This is a genomic window from Nocardia huaxiensis (assembly GCF_013744875.1).
Classification (GTDB): domain Bacteria; phylum Actinomycetota; class Actinomycetes; order Mycobacteriales; family Mycobacteriaceae; genus Nocardia; species Nocardia huaxiensis.
Genome location: NZ_CP059399.1, coordinates 4311539 through 4329085 on the forward strand (window position 1 = coordinate 4311539; position 17547 = coordinate 4329085).

At 67.0% G+C, this 17547-nt stretch carries 24 protein-coding genes; 12 read left to right on the forward strand and 12 right to left on the reverse strand.

Annotation, left to right across the window (positions count from 1 at the left end; all coding sequences use genetic code 11):
• Window positions 1-21: 21 nt before the first annotated feature.
• Window positions 22-666, reverse strand: coding sequence for a TetR/AcrR family transcriptional regulator (locus H0264_RS19440; RefSeq protein WP_181578856.1), 645 nt, complete (start codon window positions 664-666; stop codon window positions 22-24).
• Window positions 667-860: 194 nt separating this feature from the next.
• On the opposite strand from H0264_RS19440, the gene H0264_RS19445 reads away from it, so the two are divergent.
• Together H0264_RS19445 and H0264_RS19450 are read left to right on the forward strand one after the other, a co-directional pair.
• Complete coding sequence (locus tag H0264_RS19445; protein ID WP_181578857.1) at window positions 861-1877, forward strand: oxygenase MpaB family protein; 1017 nt, start codon at window positions 861-863, stop codon at window positions 1875-1877.
• A 5-nt stretch (window positions 1878-1882) separates the two neighbouring features.
• Entirely contained in the window at window positions 1883-3235 is a 1353-nt protein-coding gene (locus tag H0264_RS19450) for an oxygenase MpaB family protein (RefSeq protein WP_181578858.1), read from the forward strand.
• A gap of 12 nt (window positions 3236-3247) precedes the next feature.
• On the opposite strand, the gene H0264_RS19455 is transcribed toward H0264_RS19450, so the two are convergent.
• Window positions 3248-3598, reverse strand: coding sequence for a hypothetical protein (locus H0264_RS19455; protein ID WP_181578859.1), 351 nt, complete (start codon window positions 3596-3598; stop codon window positions 3248-3250).
• A 154-nt stretch (window positions 3599-3752) separates the two neighbouring features.
• On the opposite strand from H0264_RS19455, the gene H0264_RS19460 reads away from it, so the two are divergent.
• Window positions 3753-4394, forward strand: a complete 642-nt coding sequence (locus tag H0264_RS19460; RefSeq protein ID WP_181578860.1) for a LysE family translocator — start codon at window positions 3753-3755, stop codon at window positions 4392-4394.
• Between the two features lie 41 nt (window positions 4395-4435).
• Here the strand turns inward: H0264_RS19460 and H0264_RS19465 are convergent, their stop codons facing one another.
• The gene (locus tag H0264_RS19465) at window positions 4436-5209 is read right to left on the reverse strand and encodes an SDR family oxidoreductase (RefSeq protein WP_181578861.1); all 774 of its coding nucleotides are present in this window, start codon (window positions 5207-5209) and stop codon (window positions 4436-4438) included.
• A 56-nt stretch (window positions 5210-5265) separates the two neighbouring features.
• Between H0264_RS19465 and H0264_RS19470 the strand changes: the two genes are divergently transcribed.
• From H0264_RS19470 to H0264_RS19480, 3 genes are all read left to right on the forward strand, one after another.
• Window positions 5266-5622 (forward strand): winged helix-turn-helix transcriptional regulator, encoded by a 357-nt coding sequence (locus H0264_RS19470; protein WP_231086202.1) that lies wholly within the window; start codon window positions 5266-5268, stop codon window positions 5620-5622.
• Window positions 5623-5629: 7 nt separating this feature from the next.
• A complete protein-coding gene (locus tag H0264_RS19475) occupies window positions 5630-6352 on the forward strand; it encodes a polysaccharide deacetylase family protein (RefSeq protein ID WP_181578862.1) in 723 nt (240 codons plus the stop codon).
• A 92-nt stretch (window positions 6353-6444) separates the two neighbouring features.
• Window positions 6445-7221 (forward strand): GntR family transcriptional regulator, encoded by a 777-nt coding sequence (locus H0264_RS19480; RefSeq protein ID WP_181578863.1) that lies wholly within the window; start codon window positions 6445-6447, stop codon window positions 7219-7221.
• Window positions 7222-7238: 17 nt separating this feature from the next.
• Here the strand turns inward: H0264_RS19480 and H0264_RS19485 are convergent, their stop codons facing one another.
• Window positions 7239-7526, reverse strand: coding sequence for a hypothetical protein (locus H0264_RS19485; RefSeq protein ID WP_181578864.1), 288 nt, complete (start codon window positions 7524-7526; stop codon window positions 7239-7241).
• A gap of 80 nt (window positions 7527-7606) precedes the next feature.
• Window positions 7607-7783 (reverse strand): hypothetical protein, encoded by a 177-nt coding sequence (locus H0264_RS19490; protein ID WP_181586136.1) that lies wholly within the window; start codon window positions 7781-7783, stop codon window positions 7607-7609.
• Window positions 7784-8281: 498 nt separating this feature from the next.
• Here H0264_RS19490 and H0264_RS19495 point away from each other — a divergent pair, with 498 nt between their 5' ends.
• The gene (locus tag H0264_RS19495) at window positions 8282-8512 is read left to right on the forward strand and encodes a DUF397 domain-containing protein (protein ID WP_181578865.1); all 231 of its coding nucleotides are present in this window, start codon (window positions 8282-8284) and stop codon (window positions 8510-8512) included.
• Window positions 8513-8601: 89 nt separating this feature from the next.
• Complete coding sequence (locus H0264_RS19500) at window positions 8602-9486, forward strand: helix-turn-helix domain-containing protein (RefSeq protein ID WP_181578866.1); 885 nt, start codon at window positions 8602-8604, stop codon at window positions 9484-9486.
• Window positions 9487-9661: 175 nt separating this feature from the next.
• On the opposite strand, the gene H0264_RS19505 is transcribed toward H0264_RS19500, so the two are convergent.
• The 7 genes from H0264_RS19505 to H0264_RS19535 all read right to left on the reverse strand — a co-directional run bounded on the left by H0264_RS19505 (window position 9662) and on the right by H0264_RS19535 (window position 14622).
• On the reverse strand, window positions 9662-9910 hold the full coding sequence (locus H0264_RS19505) for a hypothetical protein (RefSeq protein ID WP_181578867.1): 249 nt from the start codon (window positions 9908-9910) through the stop codon (window positions 9662-9664).
• Between the two features lie 235 nt (window positions 9911-10145).
• Window positions 10146-10481 (reverse strand): hypothetical protein, encoded by a 336-nt coding sequence (locus tag H0264_RS19510; protein ID WP_181578868.1) that lies wholly within the window; start codon window positions 10479-10481, stop codon window positions 10146-10148.
• 10 nt (window positions 10482-10491) lie between these two features.
• A complete protein-coding gene (locus H0264_RS19515) occupies window positions 10492-10920 on the reverse strand; it encodes a hypothetical protein (protein WP_181578869.1) in 429 nt (142 codons plus the stop codon).
• Window positions 10907-11242, reverse strand: coding sequence for a hypothetical protein (locus H0264_RS19520; protein ID WP_420831978.1), 336 nt, complete (start codon window positions 11240-11242; stop codon window positions 10907-10909). Before H0264_RS19520 ends, H0264_RS19515 begins: the two co-directional genes overlap by 14 nt.
• A 98-nt stretch (window positions 11243-11340) precedes the next feature.
• Window positions 11341-12081, reverse strand: a complete 741-nt coding sequence (locus H0264_RS19525) for a metallophosphoesterase family protein (RefSeq protein WP_181585673.1) — start codon at window positions 12079-12081, stop codon at window positions 11341-11343.
• A gap of 89 nt (window positions 12082-12170) precedes the next feature.
• Window positions 12171-13013 (reverse strand): BON domain-containing protein, encoded by an 843-nt coding sequence (locus H0264_RS19530; RefSeq protein ID WP_181585674.1) that lies wholly within the window; start codon window positions 13011-13013, stop codon window positions 12171-12173.
• Between the two features lie 28 nt (window positions 13014-13041).
• Window positions 13042-14622: an FAD-dependent oxidoreductase gene (locus H0264_RS19535; RefSeq protein ID WP_181578871.1), complete on the reverse strand. Its 1581-nt coding sequence runs from the start codon at window positions 14620-14622 to the stop codon at window positions 13042-13044.
• 91 nt (window positions 14623-14713) lie between these two features.
• Between H0264_RS19535 and H0264_RS19540 the strand changes: the two genes are divergently transcribed.
• From H0264_RS19540 to H0264_RS19555, 4 genes are all read left to right on the forward strand, one after another.
• Window positions 14714-15223, forward strand: coding sequence for a DUF6328 family protein (locus tag H0264_RS19540; RefSeq protein WP_231086185.1), 510 nt, complete (start codon window positions 14714-14716; stop codon window positions 15221-15223).
• A gap of 87 nt (window positions 15224-15310) precedes the next feature.
• Entirely contained in the window at window positions 15311-15562 is a 252-nt protein-coding gene (mbp1, locus tag H0264_RS19545; protein ID WP_181578873.1) for a microaggregate-binding protein 1, read from the forward strand.
• Between the two features lie 281 nt (window positions 15563-15843).
• Window positions 15844-16710, forward strand: coding sequence for an acyl-CoA thioesterase domain-containing protein (locus tag H0264_RS19550; protein ID WP_231086183.1), 867 nt, complete (start codon window positions 15844-15846; stop codon window positions 16708-16710).
• A 490-nt stretch (window positions 16711-17200) separates the two neighbouring features.
• Entirely contained in the window at window positions 17201-17506 is a 306-nt protein-coding gene (locus tag H0264_RS19555) for an STAS domain-containing protein (protein WP_181578874.1), read from the forward strand.
• Window positions 17507-17547: the final 41 nt, after the last annotated feature.

The following is a 17547-nucleotide window of genomic DNA, read 5'->3' on the forward strand; positions in this document are numbered from 1 at the left end:
GATATCGACCAACCGGTCAGACTATTCGCGTTCGGCTCGCGTCGGCGGTTCCCGGAAGTAATTGAGCACCAACCGGCTGATATCGGCGACAAAGCGTTCACGCGGAATGGGCGGCCCGTCCAGCAGATACCGGATGGTGAGATGCTCGACCACCCGCACCAGCATCCACGAGGCAGACTCGAAATCCACCCCCGCCCCGTAACGGGGGCCGGGGGCAGCGCCCCCGATTCCCGGGGTCCGGGGGCGGAGCCCCTGGGAAAAATACAGCCCCGCGCGCATGGTCAAGGCCACCAGCGCCAGCTCGCCGATCTGCTGTTCGAAGGCGAGCACCGTCGTCCCGGCGGACAGCCGCGGCGTCTGCTCCACCACCGCGCGCAGCAGCTCGCGGTCATTGCCGAGAGCATCCAGGAGTTCCGAAATGGTCTCCGGCACCGCCACTTCCGGATCCCTCGCCAGATTCGCCAGCACCCGCGCGCGCACCCGGTCCGCCACCTCGCCGGTGTAGCGCTCGATCACCGCCGCCACCACGGCGTCCTTGTTCGGGAAATACTGGTACAGCGAGCCGGGGCTGATACCCGCCGCTTCGGCGATCCGATTGGTGGAAGCGCCGTCGTACCCGTGCGTTATGAGCACCCGCTGCCCCGCGTCCACGATTCGCGCCACCATGGCGCGCGACCGCTCCTGCCGGGGCGTGCGACGCAGGGGCTGCGGTGCGGTCGCGGCTTTGCGAGGTGCGGTGGCAGCCGTTTTCCGGGCTGGGACAGCCGTTTTCGGGGTCTGTCGTTTCGATGGCATATCGGTCCCGCCGCACTCTCGAACGCGAATTGAACGCGAGTAAATATTCGTGTCAGCCTGAGGTCATGGTGTCATACAGCGCAACGGCGCGCGAGCCCCATGCGGAACCGGTGCCGCTCGGCCCGGATTCCCTGACGTGGAAAATATTCGGGTCCCTCTATTTCGCCCCGACCGGATTGTTCCTGGGCATGGTGCAGAACATGCATCCCGGGCTCGGGGCGGGGGTGGAATTCCACTCCGAGATCAAAGACGAGTTCTATCAACGCGTTCTGCGGTCGGCGTATCCGATTGTCGGGGTGATCTTCGACGGCCCGCGCGCCCGGCAGACCGCGCGCGAGATCGTGGGCTACCACCGCACCATCAAAGGCGTGGACGCGCAGGGCCGGCGGTATTCCGCACTGGATCCCGGCACGTTCTATTGGGCGCATGCCGTGTTCTTCGTGCAAACCCTGCGTGCGGCCGAGCTTTTCATGGGCGGGCTGAGCGCGGCCGAACGCGAGCAGCTGTGGCGCGAGCACTACCAGTGGTACGAGATGTACGGCGTGAGCATGCGGGTGGTGCCGGGCAGCTGGCCCGAATTCCGGCGCTACTGGCGCGATATGTGCCGCACGCTCGAGCCCACCACCGCCGCCTGGGATGTCTACCACCTCACCGACACCGCGCCGGTGCCGCCGTTCCCGGTGCTGCGCCGCATTCCGGAGCCGCTGTGGGAGTGGATGATCCGGCCCGCGGGCGCGCGCTTCTACAAGTTCGTCACCATCGGACTGTGCGATCCCGTCATCCGCGAGACCATGGGTTTCACCTGGACCGGCCGTGATCAATGGCTGTTCGACCGCCTGTGCCGGACCCTGTCGGCTATGAATCGCGTGACCCCCGATGAGGTCAAATACTTCTTCCCGCGCATCCGCGCCGGCCGCCGCCGCGCCGCCGGGAAACGGGCCGACTGGATGCCGCCGCCAGAAGCGCCCGAATTGCTCTGGCCCGCACCGGAACACCGCGACGAACCCAAACACTACTGCCCGGTCCACGCCGATCCCGGCGCGGACGCGGTCACCAAATTCCGCCAACTGACAGGTTTCTGACAGTCATGCAGCCACTCACCGAGAACACCGCCACCGGCAGGCATCCGTACGACTATTACTACCGTCCCGGCATGCCGCTGCGCCCGCCGCCACCGCGCGCCGTTCCCTCCGAACTCTGGTTCGAACCCCGAAAAGCCATGCTGGGCCCATGGATCGACGTGCGGCTCGAACCCGTCGACACCCCGCGCACCCGGCTCATGGCCGACCACCTGTGGCAGGGCGATGAACCCATGGACGCGGTGGTCGAATCCTTCCAGCGCATCGGCGTGACCAAGGGCCGCCGCCAGCTGAACGAGGCTCTCGCACACGGCATCGACAGCGTCACCGACCCGACCCCGGAACTGGTGAATCTCTGCACCCACCTGGACAATCCACCCGATTGGCTGGATCCGGACCTGTGGGAGTACGGCCGCCGCCGCTGGATCAATGTCTCCACCGCGGGCAAGCTCGCCATGGGCATCCAGGACTTCATGGGCACTTTCGTCGGCGCGGAGGTCGCCTCCGCCACCGGCGCGACCGGCCGGTTCGTCGACGACCCCTACCGCCGCAATCTCGAGACCACCGCCTGGTTCCGCAATGTCACCGCCCCTCGAGCCCTCGAACGCCGGAACCCGATCTTCGCCGACACCATTCGCGTGCGCCTCATGCACGCCCAGGTCCGCGCCATGCTCCGCCGCCGCTGGGGCGCAGCCCATTTCGCCGTGCACGGCAACCCCATCTCCAATGCCACCACCATGGGCGCCGCCGTCACCTTCGCCCTCAACCCCATCTGCTTCGACTATGTGCACGGCCGCCGCTGCGGCACCGCCGACCTCGACGCCGTCATGCACTACTGGTCGGGCATCGCCCACTACTTCGGCGTCGCCCCCGAACTCATTCCGCGTTCCGCTCGCGAGGGCATGGAGATGGCCGACTACATGGTCGCCACCGCCGGCGTCGCCCCCGAATGGACGGCCACCATGGCCACCGCCGCCACCCGCCGCTTCACCGACCGCACCGCCCTGGGCCGCCTGCAAATCGCGGCCACCGCACCGTTGTTCGCCGCCATGGCGTACTACAGCAGCGAGCCCCTGGTGCGCAGCCTGCTCACCGATACGCCACTGCGTGCGGTTCCGCTCCGCCCGCTGGTGCCATTGGTCGGTATCGCAGCGACCGCCGGAGTGCACCTGAGAGCCCTCGACGATCGACTACCGGGCGCCGCCCGCCGCATGAATCGCCGTGCCCGCCACATGGATCCGTTCGAACAGCGTGCCACCGCCGTAGCCGAATTCCTCGCAGCCCGCGTCGGCATCCGCGGCACCCCCTACGACCACCACGACAATTCCGCCGAGGACGCGGCGCGCTGCCCGGTGCGATGAACCCGGCAGCCGCTATCCCGTGCCGCCCGCCACCGCCAGATACATCACCATCAACGTGAACAGAAACCACCCGGCCCCCTGCCAGATCGGCCACGGCTTGCCGCCGCGCCACTGGCGGAAAGTGATCACGAACGCGACGATCCCGCCGCCCAGCAAGACCAATGCGGGCCCCAGCCCGACCACCAGCCGCGACGCGGTATCGCACCGCATGTTCTCGGCATCCAGGCACTCCTGCCGCGACGCCGCCCATACCAGCGCCGCAGCCATCACGATCCCGGTGAGCGCGATGACAGCAATGACGTACCGCGCGGCCCGCCGAAACGTGGGCGGATCGTTCCACCGTTTCTCGACATCATCGACCATCGACCGGCCCTCCTCGCCGCGGAAGTACCCACTCGAGCGGATACAAACATCATGATCGGTGTGCGAGGCCGGGGGTTCCAGGGGCAGCCCCGGTCGGCGGCTGGGTGAAGATATTGCCTGGTTGGGGGGTTGGCGTGCGTGAGAGCATCGGGGCATGCCGCACGTCGTATCCGTCCTGCCCGCATTCATGCTCGCGTGTCTCGTGCTGGCCGCGATTCCCGGTCCGGCCACCGCGTTGTTCCTGCAGCGGTCGGTGCGGGATGGCCGCGCGGCGGGGCTGGCGGCCGTGGCGGGGAACGAGATCGGCGTGTTCGGGTGGACGCTCGCGGGCGGAGCGGGGCTGTCCGCGCTGCTGGTGGCCAACCGGGTGCTGAGTGTGGGCGTGCACATTCTCGGCGCGGCGGTGCTGATCTGGCTGGGTGTGCAGGCGTGGCGTGGAGCGCGCGGTGACGACGGATTCGGGGCGGCGCTGACCTCGGTGCTGCCGAGTGGGCGGACGCCGGGGTCGGCCTTCCGAGCGTCGCTGGTGTCCATCGCGGCCAACCCCAAGGCGGCGGTGTTCGGGCTGACGATCCTTCCGCAGTTCCTGCCGTCGGAGGGCCCGGTGCTGATGACGGTGGTCGTGCTCGCCGCGGTGCAGCTCGTGATCGATACCGCCTGGTGCGTGGGCGTCGTGCTGGCGGCCGACCGGGCCGGGAACTGGCTGCGGCGCACCGGCATTCGTCAGCGAATCGAACGCGTATTGGCGGCAGTGCTGGTCGGACTCGGTATCGGTCTCGCGGCCGAAGCTCGCTGAGCCGGCGTGCAGCCTCGCGCACGGTACCGATTCGGCGTGGGTTAGGAAACTGCGCTCGTGTGTTCGGAAGTGGTGAGGAAGTCCGCGCCGCCCACATAGACGGTGTGGCCGGGTTCGGTGGGGAGGGTGGTGGCGTCGGCGACGGCGGTGGCGAACTCCTCGACCGTGGGCAGCGTGCCCTGGTCGCGGCGGCCTGCCACGGCGTCGGGGTCGCGGCGTTCCAGCAGGCGCACGATGATGGTGCCGTCGATCATGTCGCCGGAGACGACGGTGAAATTGACTGCGCGGTCGGTGAATTCGGGGATCAGCGCGCGCAGGGCATCCTCGCCCGCGCGCTTGCTGGCCGCGATGGGTTCGTAGCCGGCGGGAGCCGGGCGCACGGGGGAGAAGTGCGCCTGGTGACTGGTGACGAAGACGATGCGGCCACCCGCGGGTAGGTGGGGGAGCGCCAGCCGGGCCAGGCGGGTCTGCGCGTCGCGGTTGAGGAGCATGGCGTAGTCGGGGGCGGCATCGCGTTCCAGGCCGCCGGAAGCGTTGAGCACCAGGACATCCAGGCGGCCGAACTCAGCGACAACCGTGTCCACGAGCGCGTGGGCACTGCCGGGATCGGAGATGTCGGCCCCGGCGATGGAGGCGCTGCCACCGGCGGCCCGGATCTCGGCCATCAATACCTCGGCGCGCTTGCGCTTCTCGCGGAAGTTGATGACGACGTGGTCGCCGCGCGCCGCGAGCACCCGGGCGGTGTCCGCGCCGATGCCGCGAGAAGCGCCGGTGATCAACACGATTCGTGATGGCGTGCGGGAGTCGTTGGTCATACGGGATCTCCACCCTCCTGAGTGCTTCTGATTTAGAACCAATATGGTGGTTCGAAATGAGAAGTGCAAACCGGCCGTCGACGGGTCGCGCGGATGCGGCGACCGCCCCGAAGCTCGCCACCATGGAGCTGCTCGGGCAGCGCTGGATGCTGCGGATCGTGTGGGAGCTCGAGCCGGGTCCGCTCGGCTTCCTGGAATTGCGCCGCCGAATGGGCAACTGTTCATCGAGCATGCTGTCGGTGCGGCTGCAACGTCTGGTCGAGACAGGGGTCTTGACCAAGAAACCCGACAAGTCATATGAAATGACCACGGCCGGAAGGGAACTCGCCCTCGCCCTGGCGCCCGTATGGCAGTGGTCGGAACGCTGGGCCGCCGACCTCGAACGCGCCGGCTCGGACGGGGACGACGCGTAGGAACGATATGAAACGCAAGCTCAGCGGCCGCAGGCTGCTCATCGGCACCGCGCTTGCCGTGGTGGTGGCCATCCTGACCTGCTGGGGCCTGTACGTGCTGATGAATTCGCGCACCTATCAGGTCGCCGGGCGAATCGTCGCGCGCGTCGAGACCACCGAGAAGGTGGTGGCGCTGACCCTCGACGACGGTCCCACCGAGCGCACCCCGCAGATCTTGCAGGCGCTGGCCGACGCCGGCATTCCCGCCACCTTCTATCTCATCGGCAGTGAGCTGGCCGCCCACCCCGAACAGGGCGCCGCCATCGCCCGCGCCGGGCACGAGATCGGCAATCACACCTACAACCATCGCCGCATGGTCCTGGTCGGTCCCGCCACCGTACGGGACGAAGTCGAGCGCACCGACGCCGAGATCGCCGAGACCGGCTATCGGGGCCCGATCACCTTCCGCCCGCCGAACGGCAAGAAGCTCTTCGCCCTGCCTCGATATCTGTCCGACCACGACCGGACCACCGTCATGTGGGATGTGGAACCCGATTCGGGAAAGTCCGCCACCGCCGACGAGATCGTGGCCGAGACACTGGCGCGAGTGCGCCCCGGATCGATCATTCTGCTGCACGCCATGTATCCCGCCGGCGACCCGTCGCTGGCGGCGATTCCCCGCATAGCGGCCGGATTACGGGCCGAAGGCTATCGCTTCGTCACCGTCTCGCGTTTACTCGCCGACAAGTGAGAATGACCGCATGACCCGAGACTTGTGCGGTTGATCCAACAACCACATACACTGTCTGGGACGTAGTACAAATTCTGTGGAGAGGTGCCGTGATGGGAGACCGGACGGTCGTCGCCGACGTTGCCGATGAACTGGCGCGTCGTGTGGCATCCGGGCAGTACGCGCCCGGTGGACTGATGCCGTCCGTTCGCCAGGTCGCGGACGAGTTCGAGCTCAATCGCGCTACGGCGCAATTGATTCTGGGCCGGCTGGAGTCCTACGGCTTCGTGGACGCCTACCGCGGCAAGGGCTTCGTGATCCGCGATGTGCGCGCCGAGGGCGGCGTGGATGTGTACCGCCGGCTGTTCCGGCTGTCCATGCCGGCGCCCGAGCTCGCGATGGAGATGTTCTCCAATATCGTCGACGAGGAGCGCGGCATCGCACTCGAGGCGCTGCTGGCCTATACCGCCGGTGAGCGCGGCGCCGAAGTCTCGGAGCTCAAGTCGGACATCGACGAGCTGGAGGCCCTCGCGCGTGGCGCGAGCCCGGACCCGTCGGCCATGCTCCGCATCGAACTGGGCCTGCTGCGCAAACTGCTGACCGCCCTGGGACATTCGGTGCAGCGCGCGGTGCTCAACTCCATCGGCGAGATGGTCCTCGAGGTGCCGGAGGCGGTCGAATCGTATTTCGCGGCCTCGCCGGATCTGCACGTGCTGGTGTGGCGGACGCTGGCCGCGGTGTGGGAATCCGACGGCGGACCGAGCCAGGCGCAGCTGGCGCTGTTCGAGGATCTGTTCGGCATGTACCACCAGAAGGTGGTCGCGCGCTTCGGCGAACTCATCGGCCTCGAGGAACTCGGCGAGGCGGCGCCGCACGCCGCCACCGCCTAGCTGAGCCCTGCCGAAAGCTATAGGCCGATGGCCGCATTCATGATGGTGCCCGCACTCGTCGCGATGATTCCGCCCACGAGTGCGCCGGCCACCTGCTTGGGAGCTTGCAGTGCGCTACCGCTCCACTTCTCCCAGGCGAAGCGGCCGCCCGCGTAGGTGATGGCAAGGACGCCCGAGAGCAGCACGAACCAGGTGAAATAGCGGACCAGCCGCAGGAGCTTGTCCGCTACCGGGGGCGTCTCGGGATCCGGGTTGAAGACCTGTGCCAGGAAGTCTGTCGTGCTGATGGCTGTAGTAATAAGCATCTCGGCGCTCTTCCGCAGGAGGGGGTTCCTCTTCCGGGGTACCCGCCTCATGCGCTGGCGCGCAAGGAATTTTGCCCCGGCTAATCGACGTCGTTGTCGGCGGACAGGTACGCGATGGCGGCTAGATACTGCCGGCAGGCGAAGTGCTGATCGTGTGCGTGCAGGATGGCCCGGGCACTGCGATAGGTGAGGCCGCGTGGTTCGACGGCGCAATCGTCACCGGAAGTATCGGTGCGGGGGGCGAGCATCTGTGTCATGGGATGCCTCTGGCCGGGGGTGGATGGTGAGTGCACCGAGTTTATGGCCGTGAATCGTGCAGATGCAAGTGCATCTGCACGGTCGATACGACGTGTCGGCCGGAGAATTTCCCCGTGTCGAGGAGGGTTTCGTCCTTTTCGGGGCGATTGTGACACCAGAGGCGCTGCCCCTGTGACGCCAGGGGTGTGTGTGCCGGTCACGTGACGCTACCTGATTCGCTCATAGTTGGCTCCGGGATGGGTATATCCCATGGTCGCTATCGGCAAAGAAGACCTACCGGTACGAAATGTCCGGTAATGTTTGCACATTCGCAGTGGTGATCAGCGCACCAAGATCAATGCTGTTGTGTTGCAAAGGATATGCAGGATAACTGCCATCGATGCGGGGCTACCTACGTGCTATCGTTCATGTTGCGGTTGCAACTGTAAGAACATCTGCAGGAACATTTGCAAGTACCTGGACCACCGTCTGCGGGCGGTACTGGCAAGGAGTCTGAAATGACTGACACATCGGCAACCCGGATCGACCGCTCGGAACTGTCTTGGCGCAAGAGCACTTTCAGTAACCCCAGTGGTAACTGCGTGGAAGTGGCGGAGCTCGCGAACGGCCACGTGGCCATGCGCAACTCGCGGGATCCGGAAGGTTCGGTCCTCATCTACACCCGCCCTGAGATCGATGCATTCCTGCGCGGCGCGAAGTCCGGAGAGTTCGACGACTTGGCACGCTGAGCGGTAGCATTGGCAATCGGCGCGGTGGTTCGCGACGTGCGGTTGTTGTGGTCCACTGCCGGCAAACCGAGCATCGGAGTGGACCCCTCATGATCGCAGACCCTGTTGCCCACGGTCGGGCGGATCTTGCTGTCGCCGAACGTGGCCCGACTGCCCTGCGGATCGCAGTAGGCAGCCAGCTACGAAAGTTGCGGGAAGAACGGAATATCACCAGGGAAGCCGCAGGTGAACACATCCGCGGTTCCCATGCCAAGATCAGTCGCCTGGAACTCGGGCGCACCGGATTCAAGGAGCGCGATATCCGGGATCTGTTGACGCTGTACGGCGTTGACGATCCCGGCGAGCGCGACAAGATTCTCGAACTCGTGCGCCGAGCTAATCAACCCGGCTGGTGGCATCAGTTCAGCGACCTGCTGCCGCAATGGTTCGAGACCTACCTGGGGCTCGAGCACGCGGCCAAATCCATTCGCACCTATGAGGGCCAGCTCATTCCGGGCCTGCTGCAGACAGTCGACTACGCACGGTCCATTGTCGCGTTGGGGCACGACGCGGACAGTGAGCGGCGGGTGTCGCTCCGGCGGCGCCGGCAGGAATTGCTGACTCGCGAAGGCGCACCGAGCTTCTGGGCCGTGCTCGACGAAGCCGTGCTGCACCGGCCGATCGGCGGCGCGACCGTATTGCGTGCGCAGATCATGCATTTGATCGACATGTCCCTGCTGCCCAATGTCACCATTCAGGTGCTGCCCTATGCGGCGGGCGGGCACGCGGCGGCCGGAAGTTCGTTCACCATGCTGCGTTTCGCGGAGCCCGAGCTGCCCGACATCGTGTACCTGGAGCAGCTGACGAGTGCGCTGTACCTGGATCGCCGCCAGGACCTGGAACTGTATCGACAGGTGATGGATCAGCTGAGTGTGCAGGCGGAGCCGCCGGAGCGTTCCCGCGCCAAGCTGAAGGAAATCGCCGACGCGTTGTGATTCGCGGTGGGAGCCCTGCGGGGCTCCGCCGCGTCTCGCATGTGCTGCGTGAAATTAACAGTGCTGCATGAAATGCGCACGGAGGCAACGCAGCTGGGAACCGCGAGCCCCGAACACCGAAATGGCCGCCGCGATCAACGGCGGCCTTCGGTATGTGAACCTCAGGTTCGGATACCTACTGCCGAATGAAGCTGGAGGCGATTCGCCAGAACGCCTCGGGCTGCATCATGTGTAGATCCCAATCGTTCACCATGGCATGCGCTGTGGTGACGATCCTTTCGATATCGAAATCGTACCGAGTGGCCGCTCCAGTGGATTCGACCTGGCGGATTACGAAAGCGGTTGCCGTCTCTCGCGAATAGGTTTGGTCCGGCTGGTTTCTGTCGGCAAACCCGAGTCGGCTGAGGTTGATTGGCTGGTTCATTCGAACGCCCCTGACGCCAGGCCGACGGCAAACCGACGGCGTGGAATCGCCGGTGATTCACCGCACGGCTCTCTGGTTGTCCCCTATTGGTGCCTTGCACGATGAGTCTATGACCGTGCTGTGCGCAGATGCAAGTACATCTGCAACCTCGAATATGTAGGGGGACCAGGGTTTTCGGGATGCCAAAAGTTTGCACGGCACCTCCGTAAGAGACGCCGTGCCGGATCCGCCGGAGCTATTTCGGAACCAGAATCCCGGTGAGATCCGCCTCCTTGATCGGCGTTTCGGGATTGGCCTGCGCTTCACACATGAGTCCGATGGTCAGGATGGCCGCGTCGACGGTATCGGCGCCGGGCTCGGTGGTGGTGTTCTGCTCCTGTTCCAGGAATTTGCGGACAGTTATCTTCTGCTTTTCGGAGTCCTGCTGACGGAATTCACTACAGGGAGTGTCGCCACCCTTGTTCACGATCTCCTCGGCCTTGTCGCAGCCGGAGAGCACGCCGAGCGCGAGCGCGAAGGCCGCCGCTGCCGCGAACGACCGCGCCGCCGCGAGACACTGAACTCTGCGCATGGTTCTCACCTCAGAATCCGGCCAGGGCGTCGGCCAGGCTGTCGATCTGCAGGGCCTGCAGGGCCTCCTGGCGGACGTCCGGGCACTGGATGGTGGTCACCTGGTCCACAACCTCCTTGTCGCGCAGAATGGCGGCATTGATGCCGTTGTTGCGGGCGGCCCAGTTCTGCACCGTGCCGTTGAACGCGACCTTGCCCAGGGCCACCCCCTGATCGCGCCAGGTGGTGATCTCCGGGCGCATCATGTCGCACAGTTGCGCCGCGGCGCCGGCGGAGATGGTCGGTGCGCCCGGGGAGGTCAGGATGCCGCCGCCGTCGGTGGGAGTTGTTCCGGGAACCGTGGTTTCGGTGCTGGTGTTGCAGGCCGCCGCGGCGGCGATGAGCCCGGCGGCGAGCAGCGCGCGGGCGGTGTTCTTGGCGGTCCGGTTACGAACGGTCATGGGATTCCTCGCCTTCGAGGGCCTTGATGCGTCGGTGTTCGATCACCATGAGCGCCGCGCCGATGCCCAGGCACAGCACGCTGACGATCGCTCCGAGTACGGCCCAGCCCTCGAACCCGTACCCCGCGGCGGTCAAAGTCAGCGCCACCATGATGATTCCAATGCCGGCGAGCACCAGACCGGGCCAATTGCGGGTGTCCTCGAGGGACTCTCCGGCGTGTGGTCTGGTGGTGCGGGTGGAATCGGGGCGGTAGTCCGGCGACCCGTCCCGATTCGAATGAACTGGTGTGCCGGAGGATTCATGCCGCGCGGCAGCCATCATCGGTGTCCTTTCTCCGTGGTCGGGCAGCTGATAACAAGCGGATACCCGGCGGTTCACAGGTGAATCACGAGCGCTGGTGAATCACGAGCGCTGGTGAATCACGAGGGGACGGGCTCCCGGTCCGTGCGCACCGGGTGAATGTCGTAGACCGCGTAGGCCGCGTGAATGACCGGCTGGGCCACATTGCGCACCCGGATACCGCCCGGGGTGGTCCCGCATTCGGTGCCGTGATGCGCGTGCCCGTGCACCGCCAGCTGCGCCGGGGAGGAGTCGATGGCCTCGCCCAGCAGATACGAGCCGAGGAACGGGTAGATCTCGCGCGGCTCCCCGTGCAGAGTGTCGCTGACGGGGGAGTAGTGCGTCATCGCGACCGTCACATCGGTATCCAGGCCCTCCAGCGCGGTACGCAGCGCGGCGGCGAGATCGACGGTGTGCGAGGCGAATTCGCGCATCTGCCGCTCGCCGAACACGCTGGCGCACTTACCGGCGAACCCGCCGCCGAAACCCTTGGTGCCGGCCACCCCGAGCGTGAGATCGCCGACGCTGAGCGTGCGGGCGGTGCCTTCCAGCACGGTGATGCCGTGGTCGGTGAGCAGGTCCGTGATGCCCTCGGCGGCATCACCGTGGTGGTCGTGATTGCCGAGGACGGCCAGCACCGGCACTTCCAGATCGCCGAATTCCCTTGCCACGACGGCAGCTTCGTCGAGGGTGCCGTGCCGGGTGAGGTCCCCCGCCAGCAGCAGCACGTCCGCGCGATCGGCGAGGCCGGTGAGCGCGGGCCGCAGCACCCCGGCCGAATCGGCGCCCAGGTGCACGTCTCCCACGGCCGCGATGCGCACATGCGCGTCTGCCTCGGCCGCGGTGGGCGCGGTCGGCGTCTCAGGCGTCCACACGCCCGCGGCGCGGGGGCCGCGGGGCTCCCGGGTATTCAGCGCAGCTCCTCGGGCGCGGCGGGCGGATCGGGTGGCGTGACCCGAATATCGTTGTGCACCCGCAGTTTCGGGACCTGTTCGCGCACCACGGTCTCCAGCTGTTCGCGCCGTGCGCTGCTGGCGACCTCGCCGCTGAGCACCACCACATCGCCGCGCAGCGTGACCTGCACGCCGAGTTCGGCGGTGCGCGGGTCCTCGGCGAAGGCGCGGCGCAGGTTGGCGACCAGATACTGGGGGAGGATCTCCGCGCTGCGGTCGCCGGGATTGCCGTTCATGGAATCCGGCCTCCTGTCGTCACTGATTCCGAGATCGTCGAGCAGGCCCAGGAAGGCCCGCGCGTACGGGGACATCTCCGTCTCCTCGCGCACCCGCACCCAGTCCACCTGCTCACGCAGATCCCGTGCGATGTGCAGCAGTTTGGTGAAGTCCAGCCGATGCGGATCCAGCACCATGAGCTTGTCCACCATGAGGTCGGTGCCGCTGACCACCGGCGCCGCGGTGGGCCCGATCCGCATCCAGCTGGCCCGCCCGAGCAGTTCGTCGGTGACGGTGCGATAGTTCGGCCGGAAGATCAGATCCACCAGCGTCTCACCGTCGTACACCTTCGTCAGCCAGTCCTCCGCCGGGTCCACCGGACGCAGCCCGGAGTTCGCGAGCACCGCCCGCGCCTGCGCCGCGTCAGCAGGCTTGACGAAAATATCCACGTCATGATCCGACGCCGGCCCGCCCCGCGCGTACACCGCGCACCCGCCACCGACCGCGAACGGAATCCTGTTGTCCAGCAGGGTGTTGACCACCCGCGTCAGGGTGTCGAGCAGCCGGTCGATGGTGCGGACCATAGCTGGGGCGTACCCGCCGCCGGACGCGCTAATCACGGCGCGCCGCACCTTCGCCGCCACCCGCCACCGGGGTGTGATTGCCGGGCGAATTCGTGGAATCGCGGGCGGGGGAGTCCGGCGAGCGAGTGGCCAGCGAACGGGTCGCCGGGCCCTCGAGGAGGCGTCCGTCGTGGGTGAAGCGAGACCCGTGTAGCGGACAGTCCCAGGACTTTTCGGCGTCGTTCCAGCGCAGGATGCCGCCGAGATGGGGGCAGACCGCGGAGACCGCGCAGGTTTCGCCGTCGACGGTGCAGACGGCGGTCGGCTCCAGGCGATGCAGTTCCACGCGGCCGCGGCCCTCGGCGGGCGGCCCGGAGCGGCGCAGCGCGTTGCTCAGGCTCAGGCCCAGCCAGCCGGTCGAAAGGTGCAGTGCCACGGGGGCATTGGTGCGGAGGGCGGAGAAGGCGGCGGACAGTTCGCGGGGGTTCCACGGGTCGAAGGCTTCCGCGTATTCCGTTGGCTTGCCGGTGATCTGGCCCACCAGGGTGTGTGCGGCCGCAACCGCTGTCGCCAGCCCCCACTTGGCGTAGCCGGTGGCGACCAGGACCTGGCGCCGGCGGGGCAGTAGCGGTCCGGCGTAAGGCATTTCGCCTATGGGGTGGTAGTCCTGGGCGGACCAGCGCAGGACCGGTCGAGCGCCCGGGAACATCTGCCGGGTCCACTCGATCAACTCGTCGGCGCACTGTCCGGGGTGGCTGGTGCGGCCCACCTCGTGCCCGTTGCCCCCGACCAGCAGGAGATCGCCGGCGGCGCTGGGCGCGTAGCGCAGCGAGCGGGTCGGCGGGTCGGCGCTGATGTACATGCCGCGCGGAAACGGTTCGGGCACAGTGAAAGCCGCGGCGTACGAGCGTTCTGCGGTGAGCCGGGCGAAGAAGCCGCCGCGGTCGAAGATGGGGGTTCCGGTCGCGAGGATCACCGTGCCCGCCGCGACCTCGCCGTGCTCGGTCTCGAGAACGCGGTCCGCGCCGCCCTGATGCGTGCGGCGCACACGGGTGTTCTCGAAGATCGGCACGCCGCGCGCATCCAGATCCCGGGCCAGCGCGGCGATCACGTCCATGGAGTTCAGCTGCGCCTGATCCGCCAGCCGCACCGCACCGAAATTCGGGAACGGGACCTCCAATTCGGCGATGAGTTCGGTGGGCAGTCCCGCCGCGTGCGTCGCCTCGAGCTCCTCGTGCAGTGTGGCGACCGCCTGTTCGGTCTGCGCGTAGGTGTAGGCGGCCTCCCGCTGCACCGGGATGTCGTGTTCGGCGCAGTAGCGCAGCAGCCACTGCTGCCCGTCCCGATTGGCCTCCACATACTCGCGCAGCACATTCTCGTTGTGCCGCTTAAGAATTCGGGAAGCGCGCGTGCCTTGCAGCAGGCTCACCTTGCCGGTGGTGTTGCCGGTGGTGCCGCCGCCGAGCCGCGCGGCCTCGACCACCGCCACCCCGGCCCCCTGCTCGGCCAGCAGCAGCGCCGTCACCAGTCCGGTGAGTCCGCCGCCGACCACGACGATGTCGAAACGCAGGCCCGGCGGCAGCGGCGGCCGGGCGGTGGGCTGGGATTCGCGTAACCAGAGTGACGTCATAGGTTCGAATTGCCGCAGTGCCCAGCGGCAAACCCGCCGATTGGACGGTGTGATCGGGGGTATGGCGAGTTACACGCGAGGAGGTGCGCCCATGATGGAGGACCATACCCGGCACGAGACCGAAGCCGAACGGCTGGACCGCAATTGGGCGAGCCTCATCCAGGAGACGCGGGTGGTGCAGACCGGTGTGCAACTGCTCACCGGATTCCTGCTGATCCTGCCGTTCCAACCGAGATTCGAGCAGCTCGCCGATTCCATGCGCGTGCTGTACCTCGCGACCGTGGGCGCCTCCATCAGCGCCACGGTCTTCCTGGTCGGGCCGGTGTCCGCGCATCGAATCCTGTTCCGCCGGCATCGTCTCGACGACGTCGTGCAGACCGCGCACCGCTTCGCGAGCGTGGGTCTGGTGCTGCTGGGCGTCGCGCTGGTCGGTGTGGCGGTGCTCATATTCGATGTGGTCGCCGGGGGGCTTGCCGCCGCGGTCGCCGGGGCGTGCTTCGCGGTGCTGTTCGCGCTGGTGTGGGTGGTGTATCCGTGGCGGCAGCGTACCGGTGCCGCGGATGCGGACAGAGGGCGAGCCGATGCCGAAGAGCCGCAATGAGATTCGAGTGCCCCGTGTTTCGGTTCGCGGACCCTGGGTACCGCCGTGATGTCAGTTGAATGTACCGACACCGTGGAGGTGAATCTCTTGTCCGAACACGATAAGGGCGGATTCCGTGAAGGTGTAGAAGGCACCGTGGAAGGCGTCAAGGGCAAGGCCAAGGAAGCCGCCGGCACCGTCTTCGGCAGCGATGACTTGCGCGGGGAGGGCCGGGCGCAGCAGAGCCGGGCCGAAGACCAGCGCCAGGCTGCCAAGCACGAGGCGGAGGCCGAGAAGGAACGCGCCAAGGCCGAAACCGAAGAGCAGAGTCAGCGCGCATACCAGCGCGGTGACCGCTGACGCTGTGACATGAACAGCGGTGACATGCACAGCGGCGACATGCACCGCTGAGAAAAGAACAGGGCGTCGCCCGGCGAGATCTTCGCCGGGCGACGCCCGGCGTGTGGAGCCGGGCCGGCACCGACGGCCGCACCGGCGCCGGTGGTCTTCGCCTGCCACGGCTGCCCCTGGCTCAATCGATCAGCTCACCTGTGACCGGGCTGTGGGATATGCCACCGCCCGCCCATCGAGCCCTGTATTGAAACGGGTTCTACAGGTGTGTTACGTCTGGGAACAGTGCATTGATCAGCTGGACTGGACAGGAGCCGTGGGCCGTGGTGGACGAGATTCCGGCGTATTTCGATGTGGTGGACGGCGGGTACTACCCGACCGGTTTCGCGGCCAGCCAATGGTCCGCCGCGCAGGTGGTGGGCCCGGCGCTGTGCGGGCTCATGGCACGGGAACTGGAACGCGAACACGCCGCCGACGGATTCGTGCCGGTGCGGCTCACCGTGGACATGTTCAGCGCCGCACGGTTCGAACACACGGCTACGCCGACCGTGCGGGTGCGCGACGGCAAGCGGATTCGCGTCGCCGACGTGACGGTCGTGCAGGGCGGGGCCGTGGCCGCGCGCGCCTCGGCAGTCCTGCTGCAACCCTCCGAGCAACCGCCGGGCGAGCTGTGGCAGCGTGAGCGGGAACCCTCGCCGCCGCCCGTCGACATCGCGCCGCCGTCGCAGTTGCCGCGCGTACCCTACTTCGAGAGCGACGCCTCGCAGTCCTGGTCGCAGCTGCCCACCGATCACGAGAACGGCGCGCGCAAACGCACCTGGCAGCATCCGATCCACGTGGTGACCGGCGAGGAGCCCTCGCCGTTCGTGCGCGCGGCCCTGGTGGGCGAGGCCACCAGCATGATGACCAACTGGGGCGACAAGGGCATCGGCTTCATCAATACCGATATGACCCTGGCCCTGGCGCGCCTGCCCGAGGGGCTCGAGATCGGCGTCGAGGCCGACAGCCACTTCAGCGATCGCGGCCTGGCCGTCGGGGTGGCCACCCTGTTCGACCGGCGCGGATCCTTCGGCAGCTGCATGGTGACCTCGGTGTCCAATGCCGGGCGGCAGATCAGCAATGCCCAGCTGGACATGGTGATGCGCAGGCGGACCTGACCGGCCGCATGCCGGATACCGGCGCGCCGGCCGAAAGCCAAGGGCCACTGCGCATTTCGGACAGCATCGGGAACGTCTGTGACAGATCCCCGGAATCGTGACACAATGTGACCAGGTTGAGACTACAGCCGACCCGGTTCGCGCCCGGGGCCGTTCGCAGAGACGGCGACGAGTACGTAGTATCGCCTTTTCGTTTCAGCCATCCTGGATCAGGCGTTGTGAGCAAGCAGCTGTGATATCGCAGCTCGATATCGCAGCTTCGATATCACAGAGCGCCGTTCGCAATGGTGCACAGCTCGCAACAGATTGCCTGCTCGTCCCGCTCGATCAAAAGCGTCGGCCCCCCTGTGGGAACTGGAAATTTCCCTTTGGGAGGTTAGTCATGTCCGCAATTGCTGTTCTCCAGCGTGGTGTCGATGCCGACACCCACTCGGCGGGTTCCGGCCCCGGGGACCGAAGTCACCATCCCCCCGCGACACGTGATCCAGCGATGGGTTGCACCATTGTGCGTGTCGAAGGGGAGCTGGATGCCGCCGTCTACCCCGAGTTCACCAGGGCGCTGGACGAGGCGGTGACTTCCAGTTCGCGTGCCGTGGTCATCGATTTCCGCCAGACCAGGTTCCTCAGTATCGGCACCGCGCTCGCGCTGCCCGCTGCCAGGGAAGCCGCCGCGGCTGTCGGAGTGGATCTGCGGGTGGTCGCCACCCGCCGTGAGGTCGAGCGCGTCCTCGACGTGACCGGGGTGCGACCGCTGTTCCGCCACTACCGGTCCATTCAGGCCGCGCTGGAAGCCTGATCTCCGCCGCCACTGGGTGGGGCCGAGATCAGTTCGGCCCC

Bases quoted from the DNA above. Each gene is read 5' to 3' on its own strand.
- H0264_RS19555 (WP_181578874.1), top strand. From the start codon at position 17,201: ATGGGTTGCACCATTGTGCGTGTCGAAGGGGAGCTGGATGCCGCCGTC.
- H0264_RS19495 (WP_181578865.1), top strand. From the start codon at position 8,282: ATGACTGACACATCGGCAACCCGGATCGACCGCTCGGAACTGTCTTGG.
- H0264_RS19530 (WP_181585674.1), bottom strand. From the start codon at position 13,013: ATGGTCCGCACCATCGACCGGCTGCTCGACACCCTGACGCGGGTGGTC.
- H0264_RS19520 (WP_420831978.1), bottom strand. From the start codon at position 11,242: ATGATGGCTGCCGCGCGGCATGAATCCTCCGGCACACCAGTTCATTCG.
- H0264_RS19455 (WP_181578859.1), bottom strand. From the start codon at position 3,598: ATGGTCGATGATGTCGAGAAACGGTGGAACGATCCGCCCACGTTTCGG.
- H0264_RS19535 (WP_181578871.1), bottom strand. From the start codon at position 14,622: ATGACGTCACTCTGGTTACGCGAATCCCAGCCCACCGCCCGGCCGCCG.
- H0264_RS19505 (WP_181578867.1), bottom strand. From the start codon at position 9,910: ATGAACCAGCCAATCAACCTCAGCCGACTCGGGTTTGCCGACAGAAAC.
- H0264_RS19490 (WP_181586136.1), bottom strand. From the start codon at position 7,783: ATGACACAGATGCTCGCCCCCCGCACCGATACTTCCGGTGACGATTGC.
- H0264_RS19515 (WP_181578869.1), bottom strand. From the start codon at position 10,920: ATGACCGTTCGTAACCGGACCGCCAAGAACACCGCCCGCGCGCTGCTC.
- H0264_RS19540 (WP_231086185.1), top strand. From the start codon at position 14,714: ATGATGGAGGACCATACCCGGCACGAGACCGAAGCCGAACGGCTGGAC.
- H0264_RS19485 (WP_181578864.1), bottom strand. From the start codon at position 7,526: ATGCTTATTACTACAGCCATCAGCACGACAGACTTCCTGGCACAGGTC.
- H0264_RS19500 (WP_181578866.1), top strand. From the start codon at position 8,602: ATGATCGCAGACCCTGTTGCCCACGGTCGGGCGGATCTTGCTGTCGCC.
- H0264_RS19460 (WP_181578860.1), top strand. From the start codon at position 3,753: ATGCCGCACGTCGTATCCGTCCTGCCCGCATTCATGCTCGCGTGTCTC.
- H0264_RS19480 (WP_181578863.1), top strand. From the start codon at position 6,445: ATGGGAGACCGGACGGTCGTCGCCGACGTTGCCGATGAACTGGCGCGT.
- H0264_RS19510 (WP_181578868.1), bottom strand. From the start codon at position 10,481: ATGCGCAGAGTTCAGTGTCTCGCGGCGGCGCGGTCGTTCGCGGCAGCG.
- H0264_RS19440 (WP_181578856.1), bottom strand. From the start codon at position 666: ATGGTGGCGCGAATCGTGGACGCGGGGCAGCGGGTGCTCATAACGCAC.
- H0264_RS19465 (WP_181578861.1), bottom strand. From the start codon at position 5,209: ATGACCAACGACTCCCGCACGCCATCACGAATCGTGTTGATCACCGGC.
- H0264_RS19450 (WP_181578858.1), top strand. From the start codon at position 1,883: ATGCAGCCACTCACCGAGAACACCGCCACCGGCAGGCATCCGTACGAC.
- H0264_RS19445 (WP_181578857.1), top strand. From the start codon at position 861: ATGGTGTCATACAGCGCAACGGCGCGCGAGCCCCATGCGGAACCGGTG.
- H0264_RS19475 (WP_181578862.1), top strand. From the start codon at position 5,630: ATGAAACGCAAGCTCAGCGGCCGCAGGCTGCTCATCGGCACCGCGCTT.
- H0264_RS19470 (WP_231086202.1), top strand. From the start codon at position 5,266: ATGAGAAGTGCAAACCGGCCGTCGACGGGTCGCGCGGATGCGGCGACC.